The 12,779-nt window shown below is 38.5% G+C and carries 12 protein-coding genes; 11 read left to right on the top strand and 1 reads right to left on the bottom strand.

The window, feature by feature from the left end:
- Nucleotides 1-15: 15 nt before the first annotated feature.
- The 7 genes from ABD682_RS06860 to scpA all read left to right on the top strand — a co-directional run bounded on the left by ABD682_RS06860 (nucleotide 16) and on the right by scpA (nucleotide 6,727).
- Nucleotides 16-1,137: a PQQ-dependent sugar dehydrogenase gene (locus ABD682_RS06860; RefSeq protein ID WP_344740357.1), complete on the top strand. Its 1,122-nt coding sequence runs from the start codon at nucleotides 16-18 to the stop codon at nucleotides 1,135-1,137.
- Nucleotides 1,138-1,141: 4 nt separating this feature from the next.
- A complete protein-coding gene (locus tag ABD682_RS06855; protein WP_344740356.1) occupies nucleotides 1,142-1,564 on the top strand; it encodes a c-type cytochrome in 423 nt (140 codons plus the stop codon).
- A gap of 65 nt (nucleotides 1,565-1,629) precedes the next feature.
- Nucleotides 1,630-2,235 carry a uridine kinase gene (gene udk / locus ABD682_RS06850; RefSeq protein WP_344740355.1) on the top strand — a complete coding sequence of 202 codons (606 nt, stop codon included), beginning with the start codon at nucleotides 1,630-1,632 and terminating at the stop codon, nucleotides 2,233-2,235.
- Nucleotides 2,236-2,237: 2 nt separating this feature from the next.
- Nucleotides 2,238-2,561 carry an FtsB family cell division protein gene (locus tag ABD682_RS06845; RefSeq protein ID WP_344740354.1) on the top strand — a complete coding sequence of 108 codons (324 nt, stop codon included), beginning with the start codon at nucleotides 2,238-2,240 and terminating at the stop codon, nucleotides 2,559-2,561.
- On the top strand, nucleotides 2,554-3,942 hold the full coding sequence (locus tag ABD682_RS06840) for a methylmalonyl-CoA mutase subunit beta (RefSeq protein WP_344740352.1): 1,389 nt from the start codon (nucleotides 2,554-2,556) through the stop codon (nucleotides 3,940-3,942). Before ABD682_RS06845 ends, ABD682_RS06840 begins: the two co-directional genes overlap by 8 nt.
- A gap of 4 nt (nucleotides 3,943-3,946) precedes the next feature.
- Nucleotides 3,947-4,582 (top strand): hypothetical protein, encoded by a 636-nt coding sequence (locus tag ABD682_RS06835; RefSeq protein WP_344740350.1) that lies wholly within the window; start codon nucleotides 3,947-3,949, stop codon nucleotides 4,580-4,582.
- A 27-nt stretch (nucleotides 4,583-4,609) separates the two neighbouring features.
- Nucleotides 4,610-6,727: a methylmalonyl-CoA mutase gene (scpA, locus tag ABD682_RS06830; protein ID WP_344740349.1), complete on the top strand. Its 2,118-nt coding sequence runs from the start codon at nucleotides 4,610-4,612 to the stop codon at nucleotides 6,725-6,727.
- A gap of 66 nt (nucleotides 6,728-6,793) precedes the next feature.
- On the opposite strand, the gene ABD682_RS06825 is transcribed toward scpA, so the two are convergent.
- Entirely contained in the window at nucleotides 6,794-9,538 is a 2,745-nt protein-coding gene (locus ABD682_RS06825; protein ID WP_344740348.1) for a M16 family metallopeptidase, read from the bottom strand.
- 220 nt (nucleotides 9,539-9,758) lie between these two features.
- Between ABD682_RS06825 and ABD682_RS06820 the strand changes: the two genes are divergently transcribed.
- Genes ABD682_RS06820 through dapB form a run of 4 tightly spaced genes read left to right on the top strand, consistent with a single transcriptional unit; the run spans nucleotide 9,759 to nucleotide 12,754 of the window.
- Nucleotides 9,759-10,523: a ParA family protein gene (locus ABD682_RS06820; protein ID WP_344740347.1), complete on the top strand. Its 765-nt coding sequence runs from the start codon at nucleotides 9,759-9,761 to the stop codon at nucleotides 10,521-10,523.
- 2 nt (nucleotides 10,524-10,525) lie between these two features.
- Nucleotides 10,526-11,437, top strand: coding sequence for a ParB/RepB/Spo0J family partition protein (locus ABD682_RS06815; protein ID WP_344740346.1), 912 nt, complete (start codon nucleotides 10,526-10,528; stop codon nucleotides 11,435-11,437).
- On the top strand, nucleotides 11,427-12,044 hold the full coding sequence (locus ABD682_RS06810) for a DUF5683 domain-containing protein (RefSeq protein WP_344740345.1): 618 nt from the start codon (nucleotides 11,427-11,429) through the stop codon (nucleotides 12,042-12,044). The genes ABD682_RS06815 and ABD682_RS06810 overlap by 11 nt, the downstream gene beginning before the upstream one ends.
- 5 nt (nucleotides 12,045-12,049) lie before the next feature.
- A complete protein-coding gene (gene dapB / locus ABD682_RS06805; RefSeq protein WP_344740344.1) occupies nucleotides 12,050-12,754 on the top strand; it encodes a 4-hydroxy-tetrahydrodipicolinate reductase in 705 nt (234 codons plus the stop codon).
- Nucleotides 12,755-12,779: the final 25 nt, after the last annotated feature.

Genomic DNA, 12,779 nt, shown 5'->3' with positions numbered 1-12,779 from the left:
AAAAAATCATCAACTATGAAAAATTCCCTTTTAAGTATATTTTTTTCAGCGCTATTCTTTCTGGCTTGTGCGCAACAAACGCCTTCCAAAGTAAAGGCTGAAACCCCGGAAAATCTTAATTATACTACGGAACTGGTAGTTCCGGACATGATTATTCCGTGGGGTATGACCTTTCTACCCGATGGAAGTATGCTCATCACAGAAAAAAGTGGTGAATTAATACACTTTAAAAATGGAAAGAAAACAATGGTTACCGGCCTTCCTGATGTCTATGTTAGAGGTCAGGGTGGTTTAATGGATATTGCCACACACCCCAATTATGAAAACAATGGTTGGTTGTACATTACCTATGCCTCATCTGAGGGTGAAGGCGATGGCGGTAACACAGCTTTGATCAGAGCGAAGCTTGAAAATGATGCTTTAGTTTCGATCGAAAAACTATATAAGGCTGCACCAAATACCAAAAAAGGACAGCATTTTGGATCTCGTATCGTTTTTGATAATGACGGGTATCTCTTTTTCTCGATTGGCGAACGTGGTAACCGCGATGAAAATCCACAAGATATTACTCGCGATGGTGGAAAAATTTACCGTTTGAATGATGATGGTTCCATTCCTGCTGATAATCCATTCGTAAACGAACCGGGCGCTAAGAAAGCCATCTATAGCTACGGACATAGAAATCCGCAAGGACTTACAAAAAATCCTTTTACCGGGGAGATTTGGGAGCACGAACACGGTCCGCAGGGTGGCGATGAGATCAACATCATCCAAAAAGGAAAAAATTATGGATGGCCGGTTATTTCTTATGGCATCAATTACAACGGAACTTCATTTACTGATATCACTGAAAAAGAGGGCATGGAACAACCACTTTTCTATTGGGTACCATCGATAGCCCCAAACGGATTTGTGATTGTCGATTCTGAAAAGTATCCCGACTGGAAAGGAAACTTACTGGTAGGATCTCTTAAATTTCAATATTTGGAGCGACTCATTCTGGAAAATAATGAAGTAGTAAAACGCGAAAAATTGTTTGAAGGCATTGGCCGCGTAAGAGATGTAGTTCAGGCACCGGACGGCACTATTTATATTTCAGTAGAAGGTAAAGGTATTTTTAAAATCGTAAAAAAATAATACTATGAAACCCATCCTACTAAGTTCTGCCATATTAATCTGTTTTGCGTTTTTTTATTTAAATTTTGAAGGCGATCAATATACCTCACAGGATCCTTTGCAGGAAAGTATCAAACGAGGCGCCGATATTTACACGGACTTTTGCATGAATTGCCACCTGGCTTCAGGTGAAGGTGTAGCGAATGTATATCCGCCTTTGGCAAATTCCGATTATCTCATGAAAAATCGTAAGGAAAGTATCCATGGTTTGAAATACGGTCAGCAAGGAGAAATTGTAGTGAATGGAAAAACCTACAACAACTTTATGCCGCCTCCTGGTTTAGGTGATGACGAAATTGCCGACGTTATGAATTATATCAATAATAGCTGGGGAAATAAAAATACGGAAATGGTTACCGAAGCGGAAGTGGCTTCAATAAAAAAATAGCGCTTTTTAGTTCGATTAGAGACTGATTTAACTAAATTTGTGACTAGCTAATTAAAAACCAAATCATGCTCATTATAGGTATTGCGGGCGGCACCGGTTGTGGAAAAACGACCGTGGTGAATCAAATTCTGAACGAGCTTCCGGAAGGTGAGGTTGGCATCATATCTCAAGACTCTTACTACAAAGATACCTCGCACCTCAGCTATAATGAACGGGTGGCCATTAATTTTGATCATCCGCAATCCATCGATTTTGATTTACTGGAAACGCATCTTAAAATGCTAAGAGCAGGTCAGGCTGTGGATCAGCCGGTATATTCATTCGTTAAACATAATAGAACCGGTGATGTGATCGTAACGCAACCCAGAAAGGTGATGATCGTGGAAGGTATCCTTATTTTAACACATCCTTCTTTACGCGATATGTTCGATATTAAAATATTTGTGCATGCTGATAGTGATGAACGATTAATCCGGCGTTTGAAGCGAGATATCGCTGAACGCGGAAGAGATCTGGACGAGGTTTTGAGTCGTTATCAAAACACATTGAAACCCATGCACAATCAGTTTATAGAACCTATGAAAGAATTTGCAGATATCATTATTCCGAATAACAAATACAATACTGTGGCCATTGATATCGTTCGAACTATAATAAACAACCGACTTTAAGCATGGCTTTTTTCAAGCATAAAATATTCAAACCTTTTAAGAATATCTTTATTCTGATCCTTACGGGATTTGCGATCTGGATGATCTTTTTTGATGCAAATTCCTGGCTCATTCATCATGAATTGAACAATGATATTGACGATTTAAAAAGTGAAAAGGACTATTATCTTGAACAGATTAAGGAAGATAACGCAGCCATAAAAACCTTAAAGACCGAAGAGGGTCTTGAAAAATTTGCCCGTGAAAAATATTATATGAAGCGCGACAACGAAGAAATTTACATCATAGAATACGAAGATAGTATAAATGCCAACCCACATGAGTAAAACCAATCCTTTATTTGATGCATTCGAACCGGTATCCGCGAAACAGTGGAAACAAAAGATCCAATTTGATCTTAAAGGTGCAGATTATAACGAAACTCTGGTTTGGCACTCCAATGAGGGTATTGCAGTAAAACCATTTTACCATGCCGACGACCAGAAAACCTCCGGATCTGCTCCCAAGGCGAATCCTTCAAATTGGAAAATTGGTCAAACCATTTATGTAGCCGATACTGAAAAAAGCAATTCACATGCCATAGATGCCATCGCGCGTGGCGCTGAAAGTATGCAGTTTATAATTCCGAATTCTGAAGTTTCGGTAAAAAATTTATTGCAAAACATTGATCTGGATCGTGTTCCCATTTATTTCGATCTTCTTTTTATTGATATCGATTTCATAAAGTCTCTGTATGCTTTAAAAGGGGAAGCCGGAATTTTTATCAATAACGATATCATTGGTCATTTAGCTTCAACCGGCAATTTTTATAAAGATCTAAAAACTGATTTTTCTGATTTCCTTACTACGGTAAAAATCACGAACAGCATAACGGTCAATACGTCAATGTATCAAAATGCCGGGGCAAATATGGTTCAGCAATTGGCCTACGCTTTGGCCCAGGTTAATGAATATTTAAACCAAATAGAAAAGGCTCAAGAAAAAGCTATGGACTTCGAATTTTTGGAGACCCTTCAAGTTGTTTTTAAAGTTTCAGTAGGTTCTAATTACTTTTTTGAGATCGGCAAATTAAGAGCCTTGCGTTTGTTGTGGCAATCACTTTCTGAAGCATATCACATTAAAGCAAATTGCAAAATAACCGCTGTACCCACAAAACGCAACAAGACCATTTATGATTACAACACCAATATGCTCCGAACCACCACGGAATCTATGAGTGCTGTTCTGGGCGGTGCTGATGTGGTAACCAATTTACCTTATGATGCTATTTATCATAAAACCAATGAGTTTGGTGAACGCATTGCGCGAAATCAGTTGCTTATTTTAAAAAATGAAAGTTATTTTGACAAAGTAAATAATCCGGCGGATGGAACTTATTATATTGAATCCTTAACGGAACAATTAGCAGAAAAAGCCCTTGCTCTTTTTAAAGATATTGAAGCCCATGGCGGTTTTTTAAGTCAGCTGAAAAATGGCATCATTCAAAAGAAAATAAAAGAAAGTGCCGTTAAGGAACAAGAGCAGTTCAATAAAGGAGAGGTTGTTATTTTGGGAACGAACAAACACCCAAACCCCAATGACAAGATGAAGGACGATTTGGAACTTTATCCTTTTATTAAAACAAAACCACATAAAACATTAATTGAACCTATCATAGGAAAACGTTTATCAGAACAATTGGAACAAGACCGATTAAAAAATGAATAATACCATGAGATCTAAATTGCATTACCTGGCTTTAGTTTTTGCCTTAATTATTTTTAGTTGTAACAAAAAAAACACGTTTACAGATTACAAATTTTCTAATGAAAAACCTGTTATTGATTGTCCAAATCAAAACAACGCGCTATTTAATGAAGCGCTTTACAGTTTTGAAAATGACCTGAACCGAAATTATAGCAAGTTATCCGGGCAAAATCTAACTTTGGCTTATTCTCGTTTTATTAATGGCGTGGTTAATAACCGTATCAAACTCACTGATATAGCCTCTAAACATTCCGTTGAAGTTTTTCAGGCGCTTAAAAATGAAAATATTTGGGATGCCGAAAACCCGAGAAGCCATTTAGACTATAATAGTCCGTTCTTTAAATGCCTGGTTCAAAACATTAAAGAAACTAAATTGCAAACAACGCTTAATGCCTTATTGGAAACCAATTACATGAGTCCGGAGCTCTTCGGGGCACCTCTAGCTTCCAATTACAGAGCTGTAGTTACAGATAAATACCTGGCAGCTTACGTGGCTTTTGATATGTTCTATGCCAAACTTTTTGATGAGGATTTGTCGCTTGTAAATTTGAAATCGGATCCTTATGAGGCTGTTGATTTCAATAAAATACCAAGAAACTAAAATTTAAAATCTGCAAAATCTATCTTTTTGAGAAAAGACATTCAACATATTCAACTTAAAACAAATCAAGCAGAACTTAAATTCGCAAAAAGCGAATTTATGACTTCTGAAGAGATTCCCTTACAACCGGTTTACACACCAAAAGATCTTGAAGATCTGGAGCATCTCGATTTTGTTGCAGGTATTCCACCTTTTCTGCGCGGACCTTACAGCACCATGTATGTTAGTAGACCGTGGACGATCAGACAGTATGCAGGTTTTAGTACTGCGGAAGAAAGTAATGCCTTTTACCGGCGAAATTTAGCAGCCGGACAAAAAGGGCTATCCGTAGCTTTTGATCTGGCAACCCACCGCGGTTACGACAGCGATCATGAGCGTGTGGTTGGCGATGTAGGTAAAGCCGGTGTAGCGATTGATTCGGTAGAGGATATGAAAATTCTATTCGATCAAATTCCTTTGGATAAAATGAGCGTTTCCATGACCATGAATGGTGCCGTACTGCCCATTATGGCTTTTTATATTGTAGCAGCAGAAGAACAAGGTGTAGCCCCGGAGCAATTGGCAGGAACCATTCAAAATGATATTCTAAAGGAGTTTATGGTTCGGAATACCTACATTTATCCGCCAAGCCCTTCGATGAAGATCATTTCGGATATTTTTGAATATTCAAGTAAAAATATGCCGAAATTCAACAGCATCAGTATTTCAGGTTATCACATGCAGGAAGCCGGTGCTACCTGTGATATAGAATTGGCCTATACCCTCGCTGATGGTTTAGAATATATTCGAAAAGGACTTGAAGCAGGCATGGATATCGATACTTTCGCTCCTCGTTTGTCCTTTTTCTGGGCGATAGGCATGAATCATTTTATGGAAATTGCGAAAATGCGTGCAGCACGTATGTTATGGGCAAAACTGGTAAAACAATTCAACCCTAAAAACCCAAAATCTTTAGCACTCAGAACACATTCGCAAACTTCAGGTTGGAGCTTAACTGAGCAGGATCCTTTTAATAATGTAGCCAGAACCACCATTGAAGCCGCTGCGGCAGCTTTCGGTGGCACGCAAAGTTTGCATACTAATGCTCTGGACGAGGCCATCGCCTTACCTACTGATTTTTCCGCTAGAATTGCGAGGAATACACAAATATATTTACAAGAAGAAACGCAGATTACCAGAACTGTTGATCCCTGGGCAGGAAGTTATTATGTAGAAAAATTAACGGATGATATTGCCCAAAAAGCTTGGAAACTCATTGAAGAAGTGGAAAAACTGGGCGGTATGACAAAAGCCATAGAGGCCGGTATCCCGAAAATGCGCATAGAAGAAGCCGCCGCCAAAAAACAAGCCAGAATAGATTCTAATGAAGACATTATTGTTGGTGTAAATAAATATAAGTTAGATCGGGAAGATGCGATTAGCACGCTTGAAGTAGATAACAACACGGTGCGAAAACAACAAATCAAGCGTTTAAATGATCTTAAAGCCAAGCGAAATTCAGATGCCGTTAAAGAAGCTTTAGGCAAATTAACGGATGCTGCCCGTAATGGTAAAGAAAATTTATTAGCTTTAGCCGTGGAAGCCGCCCGACACAGGGCCACCTTAGGTGAAATAAGTTCAGCCCTTGAACAAGTTTATGGGCGCTATAAAGCACAAATTAAATCAGTATCAGGCGTGTATAGCAAAGCGATAAAAAACGATGAATCCTTCAAAAAAGCCAGAGAAATGGCGGATATTTTTGCGGAACAAGACGGGCGTAGACCGCGTATCATGATTGCTAAAATGGGACAGGACGGTCACGATCGTGGTGCTAAAGTTGTTGCGACTGCGTATGCCGATCTTGGTTTTGATGTAGATATTGGTCCGTTATTTCAAACACCACAGGAAGCTGCAAAACAAGCCGTAGAAAATGATGTTCATATTCTAGGTATTTCTTCATTGGCTGCCGGACATAAAACTTTGGTTCCTGAAGTGATCAAAGCATTAAAAAAATATGGACGCGATGATATTATGGTGATCGTTGGTGGCGTGATACCCAAACAAGATTATCAGTTTCTGTTTGATGCCGGAGCAGTAGCCGTATTCGGGCCCGGAACAAAAATAAGTGATGCTGCCATAAGGATTTTAGATATTCTAATTGAATAACAACGCATTATAGAAATAAAAAAACCGCTTAGAAAAACTAAGCGGTTTTTTTTGAGATCATAATTTTTACTCTTTTGAATCCATAGATTTATTAAAATCTCCGGCATTTACCACCGTCCACTTATCAAACAGTTTAAAGTACTTTTTAATGACCTTATTAACGTCTTCAACCGTAAGAGCTTTCACTTTATCTTCAATAGCCTTGTAAAACGACATATCTCTATCGTAAAACAGGTTGTTATTAATGGTACCGGCAAGTTCGTTATCCTTGGCCCGGGAAACAGCCTCACCCTGAACCCAACCATTAATGGCCTGTTTCAGTTCGTCTTCAGTGATCCCATCATTGATATACCGTGCAACCTCTTCACTAAAACCTTTCTGAACCTTTTCAGCGTTTTCAGGGGCATAAATAGCATAAACTGCAATACTGGAATTATTTTCTTTCGGGTTAGAATCTACCGAAACTCGTCCTCCAACACCATAGCTAACACCATCTTGTTGGCGCAGTCTTGTAGCAATTCTGGAGCTTAAAAAACCACCTCCAAAAATGGCACCGGCAATTTCCAAAGCAGGATAATCAGCTTCGGTGATATTACCTTCAAAGGTCATCATGCCATAAGAAAAAGCATTTTTCTTATCGGGTGTCATAATATTTTCATTAGCTGCTACATTCGGGTAATACTTACTTAAAATGGGTTCAAAAGATTTATCACATCTAAAATCTGCAAACTGGGATTCAAAGTAGCCTTTTAATGCAGCCTCATCGATATTTCCAATGGCTACCAGGGTAGCATTATCTGAAATACCATAGAAGGTATCATAATATTTTTGGATGTCCGCAAGGTTTGCATCATTAATTTCGGCAATATCCTCTTCAAGTGAATTACTGTGCAAAGGATGTCCCTTATCGTAATGCTCATTCAAAAGCCCTAACTCTTTGATGGCCAAAAACTGTGGCTCCGTTTTATTCCGTTCAATGGCAGCCATATCCTGAGTTTTCAATTTTTCTAATTCTTCATTGCTAAATTTAGGATGCTTCAGCATATCCATCATTAAATCCAAGGTAGCCATTAAATTTTCCTCTGTAGACCTTACCGAAGCACTCAAACGACCATTGGAGCCTGAAAAAAAGATAGACGATTTTAAAGCACTTAATTTATCTTCTATGTCTTGTTGCGAATTATTTTCGGTGCCTTTGTTCAGCAGTCTGGCCGTGTAACTAGCTGTGCGCCCCATGTTCATAAAATCATTAACATCACCTGTTCTCATGGTCAGGGAAAGTGTAACGGTTTTACCACGGTTGTTCTTCTTTATAAAACCGTATTCAATAGGAAGCCCATTTATTGTACCTTTTTCGAGACGCTTTTCAATATTGTCATAAGACACATCGAAAGTTTCGCCGGCATCCAATCCTTTTTTGCCCTTATAAGTATTTACCAAACTATCAAGGTTCTCCGTATGAGGAATAGTAACGCGCTCCGGTGTTTTAGTTGGAACAAAGGTACCAACAGTACGGTTGGTTTTTATAAAATACTTCTGAAGCGCCGCATTAACTTTTTCAGGTGTCATGGCTTCTACCCGATCCCGTTGAATGAATGCCAAACGCCAATCTCCGGCACCAATAAATTCACTCATGAAGGTACCCAAATACGCAGAATTTCTAAAAATTTGATCATATTGCTTGAGTAGATTTGCCTTAGCGCGATTAACCTCCTCTTCTGTTACAGGTTTTTGTTTTAGACTGTCCAGAACTCCTAATAGTGTCGTTTCAGCTTCCGACAAAGATTTATCAGAAGGCACACTCACACTAAAATATTCAAAAGAAGGCTCTTTTGTGAAAGGAGAATATCCACTTACAGAAGACGCTTTTTGGGTGTCAATTAAAGCTTTATACAATCGTCCTGAAGGTCGATCTGTTAAAATATTCTCTCCAATAGCTATGGCGGCATAATCCTCGGCTGAACCTGCTGGAATATGATAAAGTGCAGATACGATCTGGAGATCGCCAACGCGACTCAAAGTCACGCGTTTCTCACCATCCTGTGGTGGTTCAATCGTAGGAATATCTCGCAACGGTGTTGCTGGATTCTTAATATCACCAAAATCCTTTTGAACCATTTCCAATGTTTTTGAAGGATCAAATTTCCCGGTAATCATGAGTACGGCATTATCCGGGCGGTAATACTTTTTATAAAATGCCTGAAGGTTTTCAATAGGCACACGCTCGATATCTGAACGGTTTCCTATGGTAGATTTTCCATAATTATGCCACAAATATGCAGCGCTCACAACCTCCTGATTCAAAACTCTTGCCGGGCTATTTTCACCGCGTTCAAATTCGTTACGAACCACTGAAAATTCAGATTCGAGATCCTTTTTAGCGATAAAGGAATTCACCATACGATCAGCCTCAAGATCTAAAGCCCATGCCAGATTTTCATCGGTTGCATTAAATGTTTCAAAATAATTTGTTCTATCAAAATACGTTGATCCGTTTGGCCTTGCACCGTGTTCGGTTAGTTCCTTAGGAATATCGGTATGGTCTGTAGAACCCTTAAATAACATATGTTCCAGTAAATGTGCCATACCTTTTTCACCATAGCCTTCATTTCTTGAGCCTACCTTGTAGGTCATATTTACGGTAATTGTTTGCGAAGAATTATCCGGGAAAAGAAGCACTTTTAAACCATTATTAAGCTGATACTCCGTAATACCTTCTACAGACGCTGTAGGCTTTAGCTGGGCATAACCTGAAGCACTTAGCATAAAGATCAACAGTAATAAGTAAAGGTGTTGTTTCAATGTTTTCATAAAAAAAGATTAGATTAATTATTGTTAGTTTTTTCTTACGTCTAAATATAGAACTTAAAAAATAAAAAAATCTAAAAAAAAATATAAATAACGGTACAAGTGTCCTTTATCGAAGTTTTTGTTATTCTGAACACCTTGTAGTTCGTCTATTTGTTAACAATTTCCGTTTTTATTACTGACAAATAATTGTATTTTTACCATTCATAAAACCAAATCATTAATGGGTAAAATAATAGCAATTGCTAACCAAAAAGGAGGCGTTGGTAAAACCACCACATCTGTGAATTTAGCCGCCTCTTTAGGTGTTTTAGAGAAGAAAGTATTGTTAATTGATGCCGACCCTCAAGCTAATGCAACCTCAGGAATTGGAATTGATGTCGATTCTGTAGAGCTTGGAACCTATCAACTTTTAGAGCATTCTGCTGCAGCCAAGGAAGCTGTAATTAAAACAGAAACACCAAATCTGGATATTATTCCGGCACATATAGACCTCGTAGCAATCGAGATTGAACTGGTTGATAAACCATCAAGAGAATACATGCTGAAAAATGCCCTGGATGATATAAAGAACGATTACGATTATATCATTATAGATTGCGCACCGTCCCTGGGATTATTAACTTTGAATGCACTCACGGCGGCCAATGCTGTTATCATTCCTATTCAATGTGAGTATTTTGCTTTGGAAGGACTAGGCAAACTATTAAACACCATTAAAAGTGTTCAAAAAATACATAATCCTGAACTGGATATAGAAGGCTTGTTATTAACCATGTACGATTCGCGTTTACGCTTATCAAATCAAGTGGTTGAAGAGGTCCAAAAGCATTTTAATGATATGGTATTTAAAACCATCATTCAGCGTAATGTACGTTTAAGTGAGGCACCAAGCTATGGCGAAAGCATTATTGATTACGATGCCGCTAGTAAAGGTGCCACAAATTACCTAAGTTTGGCAAAAGAAATTATCGATAAAAATGATTAAGTATGGCGAAGGCAAACAAAAAACAGGCTTTAGGTAGAGGTTTATCGGCTTTATTGAATGATCCTGACAACGATATCAAATCAGCAAAGGATAAAAATGCTGAAAAGGTCATTGGTAATATTATTGAATTAGATCTCGATTTTATTGAGGTCAATCCGTTTCAACCAAGAACTAATTTCAGTGAAGAATCCATTCAGGAATTGGCTTCCTCTGTAAAAGAGCTTGGAATCATTCAGCCTATCACCGTTAGAAAACTGGGTTTTAACAAATACCAGTTAGTTTCGGGTGAACGTCGTTATCGTGCATCGAAACTTTTGAATCTCGAAACTATTCCTGCCTATATTCGTATTGCCAACGACCAGGAATCTTTGGAAATGGCTCTTGTTGAAAATATTCAACGCCAGGATTTAGATCCGATTGAAATAGCCTTATCCTATCAACGCTTAATCGACGAAATTCAACTCACTCAGGAACAAATGAGTGAACGTGTTGGTAAAAAGCGCTCTACCATTACGAATTATTTACGCCTATTAAAATTAGACCCTATCATCCAAACCGGGATGCGTGACGGTTTTATTTCCATGGGTCATGGGCGTGCTTTAATCGCTATAGACGATCAGGCTGATCAACTTGAGATTTATGAAAAAATCCTATCTGATAAACTTTCAGTAAGAGAAACTGAAGATCTTGTTCGTAACTATCATCAAAAAGGAGAAGCCAAACCAACTTCGAAAAATACAGAATCCGAAACCGTTCCAAAGTATATAAAAAAGGGCGTACAGGTATTTTCTGAATACTTCGGACATAAAATTGACGTTAAAGTCTCTAAAAGTGGTAAAGGAAAAATTACGATTCCTTTTCATTCAGAAGAAGATTTTAACCGCATAAAAAAATTAGTTCAAGGTGAAAAATAAGATCCTTATAACAGGATGTTTTTTCTTTTTACTCAGCTACGCCATTTCAGCCCAGGAAAAAAAACAACCTGAAAAAGAAACAACAAGTGAAGAAGTTTTGGTTGATTCCGTTCAATTAGCGCGTAAAACCATCGATCCATTATCACCTTCCAAAGCCGCCTTCTACTCGGCTGTGCTTCCGGGATTAGGACAAGCTTACAATAAAAAATATTGGAAAATTCCCCTGGTTTATGGTGCTCTGGGTACAGGTGTTTACTTTTATATTCATAACACCAATGAATACAACCGCTACCGTGATGCCTACAAAAGCAGGTTGGCAGGATTTGAGACCGACGAGTTTTACTATGACGCTGAGGGAAATAAATTAGCCAGTCCAAGAGTAACGACGGATGGTTTACAACGTGGCCAAAAATTCTATCGTCGTAATCGTGAGCTTTCGTTGTTAGTGCTTATCGGCATGTATGCTTTAAATATTATTGATGCTAATGTGGATGCCCATTTACTGCAATTTAACGTCGATCAGGACTTGTCCCTTAATCCACATTATGAACTTAATAATATTGATTCCAGGGGTCATTTTGGAGTCAGTTTGAATTTAAAATTTTAACAAAGATGAAAATTGCTTTATTAGGATATGGACGCATGGGTCAAACGATCGAAAAAATAGCTGTGGATCGTGGCCATGAAATTGTATTGCGTGTTGATAAGGGCGATACCGAATATGATATCACAAAAGCTGATGTGGCCATCGATTTCAGTATTCCGGACGCGGCATTCAATAATATATCGAATTGTTTTTATCATCAGGTTCCTGTGGTTTCAGGTACAACAGGGTGGTTGGATAAATATAATGAAGCTGTTTCTCTTTGCAAGGAGAAAAAAGGCGCCTTTATTTATGCTTCAAATTTTAGCTTGGGTGTAAATATTTTTTTCGAGTTGAATAAGAGCCTGGCGAAAATGATGAGCCAGCTGGAGCAATACAAGGTTTCTATGGAAGAGATCCATCACACTAAAAAATTAGACGCGCCTAGTGGTACAGCCATAACACTGGCTGAAGGAATTATTGATAACCATGAAGCCTATACCGAATGGAAGTTAAACGATAGTTCCGGCAGCAGTTTGCCAATTTCCGCGAAGCGTGTTGATGATGTTCCGGGTACGCATACCGTAACCTATGAAAGCGAGGTTGATACCCTGATGATACAACATAAGGCGCACAGTCGGCAAGGATTTGCTTTAGGTGCTGTAATTGCAGCCGAATGGTTAAAGGAGAAAACGGGGGTCTTTACCATGAACGATGTGTTAAATATTGGTTAATCCGGAAGTCCTAAGTAACAAGAAC

This window comes from Gaetbulibacter aestuarii, assembly GCF_039537665.1.
Classification (GTDB): Bacteria; Bacteroidota; Bacteroidia; order Flavobacteriales; family Flavobacteriaceae; genus Gaetbulibacter_A; species Gaetbulibacter_A aestuarii.
Note: the sequence above shows the minus strand (reverse complement) of the source record. Positions and strands in the feature narration are given on the sequence as shown.